The organism is Mucilaginibacter achroorhodeus, from assembly GCF_007846095.1.
GTDB classification, from domain to species: domain Bacteria; phylum Bacteroidota; class Bacteroidia; order Sphingobacteriales; family Sphingobacteriaceae; genus Mucilaginibacter; species Mucilaginibacter achroorhodeus.
The window spans coordinates 571,200-589,047 of the sequence record NZ_VOEI01000001.1; the positions used below are offsets into that span (position 1 = coordinate 571,200).

A 17,848-nucleotide genomic window follows, 5' to 3' on the forward strand; every position below is an offset into this window, starting at 1 on the left:
TAAGGGCGATGATTAATTCATCGCCTTTTTTATTAATGATCTTCACATGGAAGTAATATCTCTTGGTATCTATTATTACAATCACCAATCACTAACCAACCACTTTCGCCTTTCGCCTCAATTACTTACCTTTGCAACAAAAAATTAAACACTATGTCATCAGTAGAGACTGCTTACACCAAGTATTGGGTAAAAGATATTGAGCTGGCCGATTGGGGTCGCAAAGAAATTGAACTGGCTGAGGCAGAAATGCCGGGCTTAATGGCTCTTCGTGCCGAGTATGGCGCAAGCAAGCCTCTGGCTGGTGCACGCATCGCCGGCTGTTTACACATGACCATTCAAACCGCTGTTTTGATCGAAACTTTGATCGAGCTTGGCGCTGAGGTTACCTGGTCGTCATGTAACATCTTCTCAACGCAGGACCATGCTGCTGCTGCTATTGCAGCTGCGGGCACTTCGGTTTATGCTAAAAAAGGCATGAATGCTGAAGAGTTTGACTGGTGTATTGAGCAAACTTTATTCTTTGGCGAAGATCGCAAGCCATTGAATATGATCTTGGATGATGGTGGCGACTTAACCAATATGGTTTTGGATAAATATCCTGAGCTGATTGCTAACATTAAAGGCCTTTCTGAAGAAACCACTACCGGTGTTCACCGCTTGTACGAGCGTATGAAGAACGGTACTTTGCCAATGCCTGCTATCAACATCAACGACTCTGTTACCAAATCAAAGTTTGATAACAAATACGGTTGCCGCGAGTCATTGGTAGACGCTATCCGCCGTGCTACCGACGTAATGATGGCCGGTAAAGTTGGTGTGGTTTGTGGTTACGGCGACGTAGGTAAAGGTTCTGCAGATTCATTGCGTAATGCAGGTGTCCGCGTTATTGTTACCGAAATTGACCCTATCTGCGCTTTGCAAGCTGCAATGGAAGGTTTTGAAGTGAAAAAACTTTCTACCGCTATTGCCGAGGCTGATATTGTAGTTACTGCAACCGGTAACAAAAACATTGTTCGCGAAGAGCATTTCCGTGCATTAAAAGACAAAGCTATCGTTTGTAACATTGGTCACTTTGATAACGAGATCGATATGGCGTGGTTAAACGGTGCTTACGGCGATACCAAAGTTGAAATTAAGCCACAGGTTGACAAATATACCATCAATGGTAACGATGTTATCGTGTTAGCAGAAGGCCGCCTGGTTAACTTAGGTTGTGCAACCGGTCACCCAAGCTTTGTAATGAGCAACAGCTTCACCAACCAAACTTTGGCTCAATTAGAGCTTTGGACCAACGGCGATGCTTACGAAAACAAAGTTTACACCCTGCCAAAACACCTTGATGAAAAAGTTGCCCGTTTACACCTTGCAAAAATTGGTGTTGAACTGGAAGTTTTAGACCAGGATCAGGCTGAGTATATCGGTGTAACCGTAGAAGGTCCATTTAAACCGGAATACTACCGTTACTAAGCGATTCGAAACTTTTAGAGTCAGGATAAATAAAAAGGGATATGGTTTTTAGGCCTTATCCCTTTTTTTGTTGCCGTCGCGGGATTAGCGTATCCCGTGACATGCAGGAATAAAGCTTTCAGCTTCCATCAGCTGAAAGCTGACGTTATGGTTAGGCACAAGCTGAAAGCTGGCGCCAGCTTAAGAGTTATTGTTCCTACTTCAACTCCTTTATCTTCACACTCCTGAAATCCACATCAAAGCCGTGATCCTGCAGCAGGATGTGGCCTTCTTTGGCTTCGCCGAAATCTTTCCAGATCTTGTATTTGCTGATGGCTACCAGGTCGCGGAACTCTTTTGAGCCGCGCTCATATTCAAGCACTTTTATGCCGTTGAGGTAGTGCTCTACGTGGTTGTTTGGATAAACAATGATTCGGCCGGTGTTCCAGGCACCGATAGGGTGTACAAAACGCGGCTGCTTTTTGGCAGTTATGAGGTCATACAACGAGGCAAGTGTGCGGTCGCCGTCGCGGCCCAGCTTGGCATCGGGGTGTACGGCATCATCAAGCACCTGGTACTCCAACCCTATCGCCGAGCCTTTGGTTTTCTCATCAAGCGTTACAAAATACTTAACACCGCTGTTTGCCCCCTTACTCATCCTGAACTCGAACGACATATCAAAGGCACCATAGATTTTATCGGTAACAATATCGCCACCGTTAGTTGCTTCACCACCGTTGGCTCCAATTACCGATAATTTGCCATCAGCTATTTTCCAGCCCTTAGCCGGGAAGGTTGCAGCAGATGCACTTCTCCAGCCGGCGCTGCTTTTGCCGTCAAATAACAACTTCCAGCCATCAGTTTTCTCATACGGCGTTAAACTGTTCGATTGCAGGTTGACTACGTAAACGCCCTTACTAAATGGCTCCGGCCTTAAGCCTGTAGTTTTTATTTTGATGTTTTTAAAGTATACCTTTTTACCGGCCTGTGCCTCGTTATCAATAGCATGTACCTGTAAGCCTATAAAGCCGCGGGCATCAAGCGTATCTACCACATAAGCGGTAGCAATGCCGTTTATCCAGGTTTTCATACTGTTGCCAATGCATTCCACTTTGATGTGGTTAAACTGGCCGTTCTTCCAGGCATCTTTAGCTTTGGCGTTTAGTTCCATCGGGTACAGCCAGTCGCGTCGGCCTTCGTCATAGATACCGCCGGTCCATTTGCGGTCGCTGGGGTCTACTTCGCATTGTTTACCATAAACAAGGCCTTTGCCTTCGTGCCCGGCGGGGTCAAAATGGCTGCGTACCTGCACTCCCGAGTTGGTGATGGTACTTTCGGTTTTTACATCTATCTCTAAAATAAAATCGCCATATTCTTTTTCAGTCACCAGAAAGGTGTTGCCGCTGTTAAGCACCGCAGTACCGGTGATGCCGCCATTCTCCACTTTGTACTCGGCCTTACCGGCTAATATTTTCCAGCCGTTAAGTGTTTTGCCGTCAAACAGGTTGGTGTAACCGCCTTGCGCATTGGCAGTATGTACACCGGCCATAACAGCAGCCGCCAATAGGTAAGCTTTTAAGTTTTTCATATATTACAGGTAGTTTAATTTTGGCATCACCGTTTCCAGGTTAAACAAGGTAAATGTTGAGCACACAATTGGTTAAGGCTAAAATAGCACTTACATATTAAAACTGCATATTAAGTTAAAATATAACAGGTTTGTTACCACCAATATTACACACTATTTAAAGCTGTTTTAGCTGTAACATTAGTTTAAATTTGTCGTCTTAAATTCATTGCATAAAGCTATCTTAGCCTTAATATGCATGCATATTATTTAAACCATTAACTATATGAAAATTATTTATGCTGCCGCTCTCATTGGCAGTTTGGGCGCGTTTGCCCTAAACGCATCTGCACAGCAAGCTGCACCAAAGCAGGATGACCCTGCATTAAAAATTTACCGGGAAACGCCTACCAAATACAGCGACCTTGTACACACCAAGCTTGACGTGCGTTTTGATTACAAAAAGCGCTACATGTACGGCAAAGAATGGGTTACCTTAAAACCGCACTTCTATCCTACCGATTCATTATCGCTTGATGCAAAGGGCATGGACCTTAAAACCATTGCCATAGTAAAGAATGGTAAGAACGTGCCGTTAAAATTTACCTATGATAGCATGGTGGTTAAGATAAAGCTTGACCGCACCTACCGCAATAATGAGAGTTACACCGTTTATATAGATTACACTGCCAAACCTAACGAACTTAAAGTACAAGGCAGCGCGGCAATAACCGATGCCAAAGGTTTATATTTTATTAATCCAGACGGTACCGAGAAAGACAAACCAACACAGATATGGACACAGGGCGAAACCGAAGGTTCGTCCGTTTGGTTCCCAACAATCGATAAACCCAACCAAAAAACTACTGATGAGATCAGCATGACGGTGCCGGCCAAGTACGTTACTTTATCAAACGGTCGTCTGGCTTCGCAAAAGGTTAACGGAGACGGCACCCGTACCGATACCTGGAAGATGGAGTTGCCGCACTCGCCATATTTATTTATGATGGCTGTGGGTGATTTTAAGATCACTAAGGACACCTGGAAAGGTAAAGAGGTTAGCTACTATCTTGAACCTAAATATGCGCCTTATGCAAGGGATATTTTCGGCTTTACGCCGGAGGTAATAGATTTTTACTCAAAAACATTGGGGGTTGATTACCCATGGAATAAATATTCGCAAATCGTAGTGCGCGATTATGTGAGCGGTGCAATGGAAAATACATCTGCAACCTTACATGGTGATTATGTGCAAGCTACTAAACGCGAATTGCTCGACGATTACTATGGGCAAGGCCGCAGTACCATCGTTCACGAACTGTTCCACCAGTGGTTTGGAGATTACGTTACCGCCGAAAGCTGGAGCAACCTGACTGTTAACGAGTCATTCGCCGATTTCAGCGAAACCCTATGGGCCGAACACAAATATGGTAAAGATGCCGGTGATGCCCATATTCAGGACGATCGCGAAAACTACCTGAGCCAGCCAAACCTGCGCAGTAAAGATCTTGTACGTTTCCATTACCATGATAAAGAAGACATGTTTGATGCCGTTACCTACCAAAAAGGTGGCAGCATACTTTACATGCTGCGTAATTATTTAGGTAACGATGCTTTCTACAAAGGATTGAACATCTACCTTAAAACAAATGCCTTTAAAAACGGTGAGGCCCACCAACTGCGTTTAGCTTTGGAAGAAGCCAGTGGCCGCGATCTTACCTGGTTCTTTAATCAATGGTACTTTGGTGCCGGCAACCCTATTTTGGGCATTACTTATAAATGGGATGATGCAAGCAAAACCGAAACCGTGGTATTAAACCAAAGCCAGGATGGCAACGTGTTCATACTGCCGTTGGCTATTGATGTTTATGCGGGTGGAAAAAAAGAACGTAAAACGTTCTGGATGCGCAACAAGGTTGATAGCCTGGTTTTCAAATCGGCTGTTAAGCCAAGCCTGGTTAACGTTGATGCAGACAAAATGCTGTTAGCTAAAAAAACCGACAACAAAACACTTGATGAGTTTGCTTTCCAGTACTTTAATGCGCCTTTATATTTAGACCGTTACGAAGCTATTAAAGCAGCTGCAAAATCACAAAACAGCAATGCAGCGGCCCGCAAAGTGATCATTGCCGCCCTTAATGATAAATATTGGGAATTGCAGATAGACGCTATTAAAGCTGCAGACATGAATAATGATGACGTGCGTAATGCAGCGCAACCTATTCTTGTAAAGTTGGCGCAAACTGATCCAAACAACTTGGTAAAAGCAGCTGCAATCACTGCTTTGGGTAAACTAAAAGCATCTGGTAACAGCAACTTGTTAAAACAAGCACTTAACAGCCAATCGTACGCTGTTGAAGGTGCTGCATTAAATGCACTTGCCCTTATCAATCCTGCCGAAGCAATGACCTTGGCTAAAACTTATGAGAAAGACAGCAATGGCGCGCTTAAACAATCAGTGCTTAACACCTACGCTATCAGCGGCAGCGATGAGCAATGGCCATTTGTTTACGAATCGTTCAAAAACGGTCAGCCTCAGTCGCAATTCAACATCATGAGGAACTATGCTGATATGATAGGCCGCCTTAAAAATCCGGCTAACGCCCAGCAAGGTGTAAACTCGATTATTGAATTTGGTAATAAATACAAAAAGTATGGTGTTGGTCCGCAAATAGCCACCATCCTAACCAACATTAAAGAGGCCCGCACTAAAGCAGGTGATACATCATCAAATGCAGCTATTGACAAAGGCGTAGCTGAATTGAACGCACCGGCTAACTAACAATATCTTATTGTAATAATGATAGCCGCTCCCCCCAAAAGGAGCGGCTATTGTTTTATCACAAATGTTAAAGTTTTCGCTTTAACATTTATACCAAGCAACACATGCCAACAAATTTTCGTCTTGTTTATTATCTTAGTATTACGTAATTACCTTGTTATGAAAAAGTTGTTCTTCCTGGTAGTATCTGTTTGTGTAGCCGGCATGGCATCGGCTCAAAAAGCTCCTGCAAATTCTGCTGATAATTTCTTCAACCAGCAGTTATCAAAGAATTTAAAGGCTGATAGCACCTTTCTAAAGAAGTTCCCGCAATTGAAGATGGACAGTCAAAATAATTTGGGCAACCTCAACAAAATGTATGCGGAAATTCCTCAGAACAAAACATTGCCATTACGAGCCAACACTAACTATGGCCCTGCTGTTAAGGTGATCCCGTTCTACTCAAAAATGCCGGTGGTAAAGCTTAAGGGTAATTCAAAGATGCCTGTTATGGGTGCCGCTCCGCAACCGAAGAATAACCGCGACAGCGTGGTTGTGATCCCTTAAAAATCTTTATTGAGTAGTTTCTCTAACTCGGCAAAACTAACATCCATCTTGATACGGCCTTGTTTGGCGTAAGAGATCTCGCCGGTTTCTTCTGATACGATGATAGCCGTTGCATCATTCGCCTCGGTAACGCCAATACCTGCACGGTGGCGCAAACCAAATTGCGCTGGCAGGTCTGCCTTTTCAGTTACCGGTAGAATACAACTCGCCGACTTAATCTTGTTCTCTGAGATAACTACCGCTCCATCATGCAGCGGACTGTTCTTTTGGAAAATACTTTCTAAAACCCTTTTCGATATTTTGGCATCCAAAACTTCGCAGCTGTTCTGGTAAAACTGTTCATCGTAATATTTAGCAAAAACGATCAACGCGCCAGTGCGGGTCTGTTTCATGCTTTTGCAGGCATCTATGATGGGTTTAATGCGGGCGTAGTTGTTCTTCTCAACATCGGCTTTGCCAAAAAAATACTTCCACCAGGTTTTGTTGCGCTGCAGCGATGCATTCTTACCAACCAACAGCAAAAACCGCCTCACTTCTTGCTGAAAAACGATAATTATAGCGATAATGCCAACATCTGCAAATTTGCTGAGGATACCCGATAGCATCTGCATGTGCAAAGCATCTACAATGCGGTAAACGAGGTAAATAGTGATTAAACCTATGAAGATGTTGGCAGCAATGGTACCCCTGATAAGATTATACAACTGATAGATGAGAAAAGCTACCAGCAATATATCCAGCACATCAAAAATGCCAAATTTTGGAAAGTTGAGTTCAGGGAAATGCATATCACGAAGTTAATAATTGTTTTGAACCATGGTTAAAGGATTTGAGGATTAATGAGGTTATTGCCTCACTGCCAAGATGGGCTTCTTGAGCCATCCATCCCTGTAAAAGCCTTAAAGTATATCATGGCCACCCTTAAAGATTGCCGCGCAACCCACAATGACACTTTCGCTAACAGACAGATAGATTCTTCGCTCTCGCTCAGAATGACAGGTCTACTTTGATTCAAGCCTTCAAACTTACTTATTCCTTTCCGTAGTGTACCTTACCAATTGCTCTAACCCGGTGCGGGCCTCGGATGGTGGAAAGGTGTTCAGGATATCAAAAGCTTCTTGCTGGTATTTTTCCATTTGGGTTTGGGCGTATTGCAGGCCGCCGTTGCTTTTAACAAAACTGATGATCTCGGCTATTTTCTTGGGGTCATCGTTATGGTTTTTGACCACGCCTATCATGCGTTTCTTTTCGGCACCTCCTGCACTGTTTAGCACATAAATAAGCGGAAGGGTAACCTTTTTCTCTTTGATATCTATACCTAAAGGTTTGCCTACATCATCAGTTCCAAAATCAAACATATCATCTTTGATCTGGAAGGCTATACCTATCTTTTCGCCGAACAGGCGCATTTTTTCAACGATGACTTCATCAGCACCGGCAGAAGCGGCCCCACAAGCACAGCAAGAGGCAATCAGCGAAGCGGTTTTTTGCCTTATAACTTCGTAATAAACATCTTCGCTTACATCCATGCGGCGAACCTTCTCCACTTGCAACAACTCTCCCTCGCTCATTTGCTTTACGGCTTCAGAAACGATCTTTAGCAAACCAAAATCGCCATTATCAACAGAAAGCAGCAAGCCCTTGCTCAGCAGGTAATCGCCAACCAAAACGGCAATCTTGTTTTTCCAAAGGGCGTTGATAGAGAAAAAACCACGGCGTTGATATGAGTTATCAACCACATCATCATGCACCAGGGTGGCAGTGTGTAACAGTTCTACAAGCGCGGCACCGCGATGCGTAGATTCATTTATGCCGCCACAAATGCTGGCTGAGAAGAAAACAAACATTGGCCTTATCTGCTTTCCCTTGCGCTTAACAATGTAATGCGTAATACGATCAAGCAGCGGAACAGAACTTTGCATTGAGGCTTTAAACTTTCCCTCAAAAACATCAATTTCTGCAGCAATGGGTTTCTTAATTTCGTTGATGTTTAGCATGCAAACAGGCCAGCCTTTTATTCAGGAGGCAAACATAAGGTTTATAAGATATATATGTACAAACATCAGATTTTTTTTAGTGTGGCGTTAAACCATTTGCGGGTAAGCTACTCTATTATATCAGTTAGTAATAACAGCATAAGTTTAGTTTTTGTGAGTTAAAGTTTTCGTGAAAAGCGGGACCCCAAAAAGGTTCCGCTTTTTTGTTATAATATTTTACCTTTGCAATCCTTATAAAAACGGAGAGGTGTCTGAGTGGTCGAAAGAGCACGCCTGGAAAGTGTGTATACGTCAAAAGCGTATCGAGGGTTCGAATCCCTCCCTCTCCGCCAGGTAGAATATAAAATATCAAAAGGCTTTACATCAACATGTAAGGCCTTTTGATCGGTATAAGTGATTGTGCTTTTTTAAAATAATATTATTTAACAATAGCAGGATAAGTTTGGTCCTGAAACCTGCCCGTAAAACATCTACTTTTTAAGTGTATTTAAATAGATGATTAAGCCGTAGGTAGCGGCTTTCCATTTCTTATCCAGTTCAGGCGGTGCCGCACCCGGGCTTTGTGCAAAGTTTCCTGCTATTATATCAACGTCTCCATCGCCGTCTATGTCGGCTTTTTCAAGCGTTAAACTTTTTAATGGCACGTCACTTTTTAGGTTGTAAGCTTTAAAATTGTATTTGGCGCTATTCATGTTTTCAAGATAAACGAAAGATTCATCTACCAATGGTCCCATATCAGGAAAAAACGCGCTTGCGGCCAGGTCGATATCGCCATCTTTGTCAAAGTCCTCGGCCAGCACGCGTGTTACGCCATATATAGGATAAAAGAACTTTTCTGCAAATACACTGTTGCCCTCGTTGATATTTATCCTAACGCCATGGTAAGGCTTCAATATGTTTGAGTAATCGGCATTATCACCATGTACAGTTATAATGTCGGTAAGGCCATCACGGTTATAATCTGTAAGTACCATATCGGTAGTACCATAGTTTGGCGGGAAACGTAGCACTCGTTTAGCTTTGAATTTTAGATTATCCGTTTGATAGAAAATGTAAACACTTTCATCACCCTGGGAGAACATAGCAACAATATCCTTCTTGCCGTCGCCATTCATATCCTGCACATAACATTTAATAGCTCCCGCCTGTGGCAGCAATACATCCTCCTTGTACTTTCCCTTTTTGTCTTTTTTAAACAACGATAGTGACCCTAACTTGTTACCAAAATTACATACTACGATCTCAGGCGTGCCATCGTTATTAAGATCTTCTACCGCGGTATTTACCGGCCTGTGTAATGCACCAGCCAACACTGAAGATCCGTCATTCTTTGTGATCTGCCCGGTACTTAACTCTGTAGGATAAAGCTTTCCAATCTGGGTGAAATAAACATCGCCCTTATAAAAACTAAAATCAACAACCGGGCTTTTGGTTGGGATAATATCAACCACACCAATACGCGGTTGCCAGGTTAAAACCTTGTTATAGTAGCTGCCTATCCATAACTTCTTTGTATCCTTATCATACTTTAAACCTGTTATCAAGGATGGTAGCTGCTCGTCTACCTGCACATCGTTCCTTACAAATTGCGTTAGTTTACTATCCCTGGTTAAACGGCTTCTATCTAATGGAATTGAATCCGGAGCGTTTTTAAGAATGTAATTTTTTAGCTGGTCCCATTGTTTATCTGTCAACATTGGATTTTCAGGGATAATGCCATTTTTGTTAACTATCTTCCGTTCCTCTTCAGAAAGGCCTTTTAATGGGTCATAATTTGGATAGATTATCCCCATTCTGCTGGCCATAACAGGTAGCACGTGCAATTGCCATATGTTTTTTGTAAGACTTGCCGGGTTAGGTAACATATGGCAAATGGCGCAATAGGTTGTAAACAGCCCTTTTCCATCATCTTTGATGGTAACACTTTTTTTAACGGTAAACGAATTGAAGCCTACTAAAGCTACACCTAAATACAAACTACTGAATAAAACTTTCGTTAGCCTACCACCCATCGCGCGCTTATTGTTAATTTTAAAGAAATATGACTCAACTGGAAAGGTACTACCAAAAATTCCTTCAAAATTGATGTAATAAAGAAATTACTTGATCTAAATGCCCGAAGAAAGCGTTTGATAATATTGAAAGGCTGATGCAACGCAAACTCAAAGCTTGTACTATTAGTTTTAAAGCTTTGAGTTGCTCAGATATCTCTCTTTAATTTCTTATTAGCTAATAAACAGCTTGAGCATTGGGTTACGTGGATGGCTGAAAGCGTTTGCATTGCCGTAAATAGAAAAGCCATATCCATAAATATTTTACAAAATTATATTGTGCAAAACATTTATAGATTTGCATCGTTATAACACCGTGGAAGATTTATTAAAGCTCGAAAATCAGATCTGTTTCCCTGCGTATGCTTTTTCCAGAAACCTGACAAATTTGTACAGGCCGCTGCTGGCCAAATTAGATATTACCTATCCGCAATACCTGGTGCTGATGGTATTGTGGGAACATAAAACGCAAACCGTAAACCAGTTAGGAGAAAAGTTATACCTCGATACTGGCACCCTTACCCCGTTATTGAAAAGATTAGAGCAGAAAGGACTTGTAAACCGAATAAGGGGCACACAGGACGAGCGTATTGTCATGATTTCTTTGACAACCGCAGGCAGCCAATTGAAAGAAGAAGCAAAGCATATCCCAATGGAGTTAGTGAAATGCGCAAATGTTTCTATTGATGAACTCTTGCAACTACGCACTCTTTTAAATAAAGTTTTAGGCAAATAATGCGCACTACCAAAATACAGAATATAGCCCGCATAGTTCTGGGTACTTTCTTAACCTTTGCGGGTGTAAGTCACCTTACCTTTAACCGTACGGAGTTTTTGGCGCAGGTACCTAAATGGTTGCCTATCAACCCGGACCTGACAGTCGTGTTATCCGGCATTGTAGAGATCAGCCTGGGTTTAGCGCTCATTTTTGCAGTAAAGTACAAAAAATGGGTTGGCATTACAGCAGCCATTTTCTTTATACTCATCTTCCCCGGCAATGTCTCTCAGTATGTTAATAAAGTAAACGCATTCGGCCTCAATACTGATAACGCAAGGCTCATCAGACTCTTTTTTCAGCCGATCCTTATTCTATGGGCGCTTTGGAGCACTAACGCGCTTAAAAACAAAAATCAATAACATATAACTTTAAAAAATCACCGATGAAAATTCTATTTGTAGTTACCTCACACGATAAATTAGGCAATACAGGCCACAAAACAGGTTTTTGGGTTGAGGAATTTGCAGCACCTTATTACAAGTTTACAGATGCCGGTTACGAAGTGGTGGTAGCTACCCCAAAAGGCGGCCAGGCACCGATTGACCCCAACAGCGAAGCTCCTTCTGCACAAACCGAAGCTACCAAACGTTATTACAACGATGCGAAGGTGCAGGATATAATTGCCCACACCCATAAGCTTGATGAAATGAATGCATCTGATTTTGATGCGATATTTTACCCAGGTGGCCATGGCCCGCTATGGGATTTGGCTAACGATACGAAGTCGGCACAACTGATCCTCGACTTTTATAACGCCGGAAAATTAGTGGGTGCAGTTTGCCATGCGCCGGGCGTTTTCAAAAATGTGAAATTTGAGAATGGCGAGTCATTTGTAAAAGGAAAAGATGTTACCGGGTTTACAAATACCGAAGAAGCGGCAGTAAAACTGACTGATGTTGTGCCATTCCTGGTTGAAGACGAACTGAAAAACCTGGGCGGAAATTACAGTAAAACCGACGACTGGGGCGTACATGTGGTTGAAGACGGTTTATTGATAACCGGACAAAATCCTGCGTCATCAGAAGGTGTTGCAGAAAAGATGATCGCCCGTTTAAAATAATTATTTAAGAAGACCTAAAAAATGAAAACATTATATACTGCGGAAGCAACCGCAACCGGAGGCCGCAACGGCCATGTAAAAAGCAGCAACGGCGTATTAGACCTGGAAGTCAGGATGCCCAAAGCACTTGGCGGCACCAGCGATGATCATACCAATCCAGAGCAATTGTTTGCTGCAGGTTATGCAGCCTGCTTTGACAGCGCCCTTAACTTAGTGATCAAACAAGAACAGGTTTCTACTGGCGGCACCACTGTTACCGCAAAGGTAAGCATCGGTCAAAACGATGCGGGAGGTTTTGGCCTTGCCGTTGAGCTTGATGTGAACGTTAGCGAAACTGAACTTGAGAAAGCTAAAGAACTGGTAGAAAAAGCGCACCAGATATGCCCCTACTCTAACGCCACTCGTGGTAACATCGAAGTGAAGTTAGCAGTTACCAATAATTAAAAATTTATACAATGTCATTAATAGAAGATCTGAAGTGGAGATATGCCACTAAGAAGTATGACCCGACTAAAAAAGTAAGCCAGGAAAATATCGATAAAATTGTTGAAGCCGCTCGATTAGCACCTACATCATCAGGCTTGCAGCAGTTTCGTGTGCTGGTTGTGTCTAACCAGGAGATAAAAGAAAAGCTCGCGCCAAGCTCCCTTAATCCCGAGGTAATGGTTGATTGCTCGCACGTGCTGGTATTTGCAGCCTGGGACAGGTATAGTGCCGAACGGATAGACAGCATTTATGACCGCATAACCGATGAGCGGGGCTTGCCCCAGGGAAGGTTCAGCAGCTATACAGATAAGATCAAAAGCCTTTATCTTAACCAAAGCGCGGAGGAGAACTTTGTACATACTGCCCGTCAATCATACATCGCTTTTGCTATGGCTATTGCACAAGCGGCGGAATTAAGGATAGACAGCACGCCGGCAGAAGGTTTTAACAATGAGCTGGTGGATGAACTGCTCGACCTTAAATCATTAGGCCTAAAAAGTGTAACCCTGCTGTACTTAGGTTACCGCGACGAAAACGATTGGCTTGCACCGATGAAAAAAGTACGCAACCCAACCGAAGATTTTGTAATAGAAGTTAAATAAGCTACAAAAGAGAATAGCCTGTTAAAATTACTTTAACAGGCTATTTTATTTTCAATTTAAATTTCATGAGGCGCAACGTAAGGCTTGGCATATGCCAATCTACCCAAAGGATCTATAGTATAATAACTATCTAATCCGGCAGCAGTGATCGTTCCTGCTTTGTAATGGTCTATCATGCCATCATCCCCAATCAGGCCATCTTCGGTAAGGATGTGCATTATCTCGCCAATAACTATGGTGGTGCCATTCAAGTCCACATATATTGTTTTTCTTAACTCCAACCCGATTCGGACATTTGCTTCTTGCACAAACGGAGCTTTAAAACCATCAATATACAACTCATCAAAGCCGCATTCCTTAAATTCTGAATCGCCCGAGGGATAGCTGGCGCTGGTTTGATGTGCCTGCTTATACAAATCAGGCAGGATGTTATTAAGCGTATACTGGCCTGAGGAAAGGATGTTCTTCAGCGTGTCGTTGTGTTCGCGTTGTGGCCTCATTACCAACCCAATTAACGGTGGGTTGGCGCCAAGATGAAAAGTTGAACTAATAATGCAAAGATTACTTACGCCGTCATCATTAGCTGTGCCTAACAAATTAAGTGCGCGGAAACCAATAAGGCTGTTGATCAGGTTCATGCGGTAAAACTTTTCCATTTTACCTATCTCATCGTTTTTAAAATTCTTCATTTAAAGCATTTTCAAGTTTCCCATACCACCATCAACGTGCATTACCTGTCCGGTCATCCATTCACTTTCTTCCGACAGCAAAAAAGTTATCGCCCGGCTGATATCCTCGGGTTTTCCGATCTTCCCTAAAGGGTGCCTTTTTTCTGATGCCTCTCTTTTCTCCGGTGTACTGAGTAAATTTTTCGCAAGTGGGGTATCTGTCAAAGATGGCGCTACTACGTTAACCCTGATCTTTGCCGGGGCCAGTTCTGAAGCAAGCGAAAGAGCAAAACCTTCAACCGCTCCTTTTGCTGCTGCAATGCTGGCGTGATAAGCCATACCGGTGCTGGCGGCAACAGAACTTACCAAAACAACAGAACTCCCCACTGCATTTTTTAGCTGTTTAAGTGCCTGCTGTATCACCTTTACCGCTCCAAAAAGATTGAGCTGCATATCGGTCATGAAATCATCCACGGTTAGCCGGTTAAAAGGCTTCAGATTAATACTCCCTACCGAATAGACTAACCCGTGTAACTGCGGAGGTAAAAATGCTTCCACCTCACCCATCTCGCCTGTGACATCAGCAGAGAGAAAATGAACATCGGCTCCCCACTCTTCAGATGAAGACCTGGAGATAAGATAAACCACAGCCTTTTGCGCCTGAAGCTGCTTTACCACAGATAAACCGATACCGGAACTGCCACCGATAATTAAAACATTTTTGCCTTCAAAATTCATATACCTACAATCGCAAAAACGCCTTTTTGGTTTTAGCTTCACAATTCCTTTATTCCGTGCGATGTGTTGGTGAACAATAGCGTGATACTCAAACCTTCTGCCACGCCAAACGTCTACTTACTACTTCAAATACTTTAAGGCAGTTTTCTACATGGACAAAAAAAGAGTACTGGTTTCCGGTGCCAGCATTGCGGGCCTAACGCTTAGCTATTGGTTACAGCGATATGGGTTTGATGTAACCATCATCGAGAAAGGTGGCGATCTCCGCTTAGGTGGCCAAAATATTGATGTGAAAGGTCCGGCTGTTGAAGTAGTGAGGATGATGGGGCTTGAAGAAAAGATAAAAGCCGCCAACACCACTGAAGTTGGTATCAGGTTTGTAACTACAAAAAACAAAGTTGTATCTGAATTTTCAAAAGACGATGCTTTTAGCATGACCCAGGAACTGGAGATCTTGCGTGGCGATCTGGTTGAGATTCTCTATAACAAGGCAAAGGCGAATGCAGATATCCGTTTCGACGACCACATCACTGCCGTAAACAACCTGGACAACCACGTTGAGGTTGAATTTAAAAGCGGTGCAAAAGAAAATTTCGATCTGCTTATTATCGCCGAAGGTATCGGTTCAGCCACGAGACAAAAGGTATTTGGTAACGAGGTAAGCTTCGCTTATCTGGGAGTGTACACATCATATTTCACAGCACCAAAGGCAGCCACTGATAGTGAATGGGCTCGTTGGTGTAACGCACCGGGTGGTATTGTTTTTTTAATACGGCCAGATAATTATGGTACAACACGGGCATCTGTAAATTTCCGATCGCCGGAGCGTGGGTATGAAAAGCTTCCGCTTGATGAGCAACGAAAATTGCTCACTGATAAAATAAAAAATGTAGGTTGGGAAGCACCGAGGCTAACCGAAGCGATAAATAAGTCTGAGGATCTTTACCTGGAAAGGCTGAGCCAGGTAAAGGCAAAACAATGGTACAAAGGCAGGGTTGCCATGATAGGCGATGCTGCATACTGTGTAACCCCAATCGGTGGTAAAGGTACCGACCTTGCAATTGCCGGTGCTTACATAGTTGCCACAGAACTTGCCCGCAACACCGATCATACCAAAGCGTTTGAAGCGTACGAAAACCGGTTAAGACCCTATGTTGCCAAAGTGCAAAAACTGCCGCCGGGCGTTCCTAATTTAGTTTACCCACGGTCAAAAATGGGTGTAGCCATTCTAAACGCTGCATTCAGGGTTGCTGGCAGTAATTTTTTCAAGGCTGTTATGAAACTTTTTGGGAAGGATAAAAAGAAGCCTAAAGAGGAATTAGAATTACCTAAGATTTAACGCTTAAAACATCTTTTTTTCGGCCATGTTTTTCACACCATCACATGTCCTTTTTCCCTCTCACATGTAAGTAAATACTGCTGGGATGCACCATACCCAATGTTGAGCCGGGCTTAACATTTAAATATCGCTTCAAGTATTTATCTAATATCGCTTTTGAGTGCGAAATGTAATAAAGGTTATTGCCGGGTACCATGGGTTTCTCATAGTGCAGGCCACCCCGGCTATCAACTGTTACTGAAAAGGAATAGTAAAAATCTTTTTTGGCGTGCTTTATAGAGATATTAAATGTGGGATACATATAATCGTTATCCGTTGGGTTGGTTTCAAGTATATTACCTGTTACATGAAGCGTTTCTACCTTAACCGAGCTGCTTTTACTGCTTACTACAGCTGGCTGCCGCGCAAAAAAAGCTTTACTATAATCTTTCTCGGCAGAGTCAGTAAGGTTTTTAACAAACATGGTATCGCGCCAGGTTGGGGCCTTTAATGTCGCCAAATCTTTATGTACTACGTCTTTTATAAACTTCTCGGCATAAAAGGTCATGTATAACTTAGCTCCCCGCAGGTCTATAGAATCTTCCTTCGCCTCAATAAGCTGCAAAAGCATGCTATCACGTGTTATCTTTTTTACCTTGAAAAAAACCTTCGCCGCGTAGAAAATAGAATCGATTCCCCGGGCCATAGGGAAATTGATTGACGCTTTCTTTGTCGGACTATAGATGGAAGCCGAATCGTCAGACACAAATTTTATTTGCCAGGTGGGCTCTAACTGGTATCCATCCTCATTAAACGACAAGCCGTTATCTAACCTGCGGGCCACCTCTATATAGTTAATATCAAATACCGGTTTAAAAGAAATTCGTTCTTTTTTATTACCGTTTTTAGCTGCGTTACCTTGCTTGCAATTTACCAGGCTAAAAAGCAGCATCAACAAAAATAAACCTTGACTTAATGTTTTAATTATAGAAGTTGAATTCATAGTGACAGATAAGCTGTGCCAAATAATATTATTTCAAATATATATTTTATTTAAATAATTTTATCAAAACGCTGTAATTTCAAAATTAAATTCTGAAAATATCAATAGAGCCCGGTAGGAAAACTTCCATGGGCTTTGCTTTTTTGTACAAGATTTAGGTTATTAAGGATAATCTTTATTGCTATAAAATAAACCCCGCAGGTTCACCTTAGCGAACACTGCGGGGTGGCAACCGCTACGTTACAACTCTTTATCCTCAAACATCTTTGCGTCGCGGGTATTTTTTTGTACGGCAATGGCGGAGAACATGCTCAGGCAAAACGCCATTGCGTAAAAGCCTTTCTCGCTTCGGGCCAGTCCTGCATTCCATAAACCTATTGTTAGTAATACCATCGCAGCTATGGTTGCAAACCAGCTTATGCCATAGTAAAGGTCAGACACCGTTAGTCCCTCGGCCCTGTCGCGCACACTTTTCTGTACGGAAATCACTGCGAATAAGCCAAATAGCAATATGGTGAAGTAGTACCCTTTTTCGTTAAGCTGTATATCTGCATTCCACAAGCCAATACAATAGCCTGTTATGCCAACCAATAATGCAAACCAGGATGCACCTATAAATGCCGGGGTTGGTTTAAACGGATTCCTGGTTCTGTCTCCATATTTCAGGATGGATGAAGTCTCTTCTGTTCTGTTTTGTAGCGGTTCCATAATTTTAATTTTTTTGTTGTTGATATGGAAGCAAATGTGCGGTGAACTGCGGAGCTACTAAAACAATAATATCATTTAAACTGATGATATATTTT

At 42.7% G+C, this 17,848-nt stretch carries 17 protein-coding genes and 1 tRNA gene; 10 read left to right on the forward strand and 8 right to left on the reverse strand.

Going from position 1 to position 17,848, the window contains the following annotated elements:
- The first annotated feature begins 153 nt into the window (after positions 1–153).
- The gene (ahcY, locus tag FPZ42_RS02715; protein ID WP_146268938.1) at positions 154–1,470 is read left to right on the forward strand and encodes an adenosylhomocysteinase; all 1,317 of its coding nucleotides are present in this window, start codon (positions 154–156) and stop codon (positions 1,468–1,470) included.
- Between the two features lie 196 nt (positions 1,471–1,666).
- Here ahcY and FPZ42_RS02720 read toward each other — a convergent pair whose 3' ends face one another.
- Positions 1,667–3,037 carry a 3-keto-disaccharide hydrolase gene (locus FPZ42_RS02720; protein WP_146268939.1) on the reverse strand — a complete coding sequence of 457 codons (1,371 nt, stop codon included), beginning with the start codon at positions 3,035–3,037 and terminating at the stop codon, positions 1,667–1,669.
- 265 nt (positions 3,038–3,302) lie between these two features.
- On the opposite strand from FPZ42_RS02720, the gene FPZ42_RS02725 reads away from it, so the two are divergent.
- Positions 3,303–5,798, forward strand: coding sequence for a M1 family metallopeptidase (locus FPZ42_RS02725; protein WP_146268940.1), 2,496 nt, complete (start codon positions 3,303–3,305; stop codon positions 5,796–5,798).
- A gap of 159 nt (positions 5,799–5,957) precedes the next feature.
- Positions 5,958–6,344 carry a hypothetical protein gene (locus tag FPZ42_RS02730; RefSeq protein WP_146268941.1) on the forward strand — a complete coding sequence of 129 codons (387 nt, stop codon included), beginning with the start codon at positions 5,958–5,960 and terminating at the stop codon, positions 6,342–6,344.
- Here FPZ42_RS02730 and cdaA read toward each other — a convergent pair.
- Together cdaA and FPZ42_RS02740 are read right to left on the reverse strand one after the other, a co-directional pair.
- Positions 6,341–7,132, reverse strand: a complete 792-nt coding sequence (cdaA, locus tag FPZ42_RS02735) for a diadenylate cyclase CdaA (RefSeq protein ID WP_146268942.1) — start codon at positions 7,130–7,132, stop codon at positions 6,341–6,343. The two genes, FPZ42_RS02730 and cdaA, sit on opposite strands and share 4 nt — an antisense overlap.
- A gap of 237 nt (positions 7,133–7,369) precedes the next feature.
- Positions 7,370–8,341, reverse strand: a complete 972-nt coding sequence (locus FPZ42_RS02740; protein WP_146268943.1) for a polyprenyl synthetase family protein — start codon at positions 8,339–8,341, stop codon at positions 7,370–7,372.
- Positions 8,342–8,582: 241 nt separating this feature from the next.
- Here FPZ42_RS02740 and FPZ42_RS02745 point away from each other — a divergent pair.
- Positions 8,583–8,673: transfer RNA gene (locus tag FPZ42_RS02745), tRNA-Ser, on the forward strand.
- Positions 8,674–8,811: 138 nt separating this feature from the next.
- Here the strand turns inward: FPZ42_RS02745 and FPZ42_RS02750 are convergent.
- A complete protein-coding gene (locus FPZ42_RS02750) occupies positions 8,812–10,353 on the reverse strand; it encodes an FG-GAP repeat domain-containing protein (RefSeq protein ID WP_146268944.1) in 1,542 nt (513 codons plus the stop codon).
- Between the two features lie 355 nt (positions 10,354–10,708).
- On the opposite strand from FPZ42_RS02750, the gene FPZ42_RS02755 reads away from it, so the two are divergent.
- Genes FPZ42_RS02755 through FPZ42_RS02775 form a run of 5 tightly spaced genes read left to right on the forward strand, consistent with a single transcriptional unit; the run spans position 10,709 to position 13,318 of the window.
- On the forward strand, positions 10,709–11,128 hold the full coding sequence (locus tag FPZ42_RS02755; protein ID WP_146268945.1) for a MarR family winged helix-turn-helix transcriptional regulator: 420 nt from the start codon (positions 10,709–10,711) through the stop codon (positions 11,126–11,128).
- The gene (locus tag FPZ42_RS02760; RefSeq protein ID WP_146268946.1) at positions 11,128–11,529 is read left to right on the forward strand and encodes a DoxX family protein; all 402 of its coding nucleotides are present in this window, start codon (positions 11,128–11,130) and stop codon (positions 11,527–11,529) included. Before FPZ42_RS02755 ends, FPZ42_RS02760 begins: the two co-directional genes overlap by 1 nt.
- 23 nt (positions 11,530–11,552) lie before the next feature.
- Positions 11,553–12,230, forward strand: a complete 678-nt coding sequence (locus tag FPZ42_RS02765; RefSeq protein WP_146268947.1) for a type 1 glutamine amidotransferase domain-containing protein — start codon at positions 11,553–11,555, stop codon at positions 12,228–12,230.
- Positions 12,231–12,251: 21 nt separating this feature from the next.
- A complete protein-coding gene (locus tag FPZ42_RS02770) occupies positions 12,252–12,674 on the forward strand; it encodes an organic hydroperoxide resistance protein (RefSeq protein WP_146268948.1) in 423 nt (140 codons plus the stop codon).
- 11 nt (positions 12,675–12,685) lie between these two features.
- Positions 12,686–13,318 carry a nitroreductase family protein gene (locus FPZ42_RS02775; protein WP_146268949.1) on the forward strand — a complete coding sequence of 211 codons (633 nt, stop codon included), beginning with the start codon at positions 12,686–12,688 and terminating at the stop codon, positions 13,316–13,318.
- Between the two features lie 56 nt (positions 13,319–13,374).
- Here FPZ42_RS02775 and FPZ42_RS02780 read toward each other — a convergent pair whose 3' ends face one another.
- Both FPZ42_RS02780 and FPZ42_RS02785 read right to left on the reverse strand, forming a co-directional pair.
- Positions 13,375–14,007, reverse strand: coding sequence for a flavin reductase family protein (locus FPZ42_RS02780; RefSeq protein WP_146268950.1), 633 nt, complete (start codon positions 14,005–14,007; stop codon positions 13,375–13,377).
- Positions 14,008–14,724 carry an SDR family NAD(P)-dependent oxidoreductase gene (locus FPZ42_RS02785; protein ID WP_146268951.1) on the reverse strand — a complete coding sequence of 239 codons (717 nt, stop codon included), beginning with the start codon at positions 14,722–14,724 and terminating at the stop codon, positions 14,008–14,010.
- Positions 14,725–14,875: 151 nt separating this feature from the next.
- Here FPZ42_RS02785 and FPZ42_RS02790 point away from each other — a divergent pair, with 151 nt between their 5' ends.
- A complete protein-coding gene (locus FPZ42_RS02790) occupies positions 14,876–16,063 on the forward strand; it encodes an FAD-dependent monooxygenase (RefSeq protein WP_146268952.1) in 1,188 nt (395 codons plus the stop codon).
- Positions 16,064–16,103: 40 nt separating this feature from the next.
- Here FPZ42_RS02790 and FPZ42_RS02795 read toward each other — a convergent pair whose 3' ends face one another.
- The gene (locus FPZ42_RS02795) at positions 16,104–17,045 is read right to left on the reverse strand and encodes a hypothetical protein (RefSeq protein ID WP_146268953.1); all 942 of its coding nucleotides are present in this window, start codon (positions 17,043–17,045) and stop codon (positions 16,104–16,106) included.
- A 240-nt stretch (positions 17,046–17,285) separates the two neighbouring features.
- Positions 17,286–17,753 (reverse strand): inner membrane protein YiaA, encoded by a 468-nt coding sequence (gene yiaA, locus FPZ42_RS02800; protein WP_146268954.1) that lies wholly within the window; start codon positions 17,751–17,753, stop codon positions 17,286–17,288.
- Between the last annotated feature and the right edge of the window lie 95 nt (positions 17,754–17,848).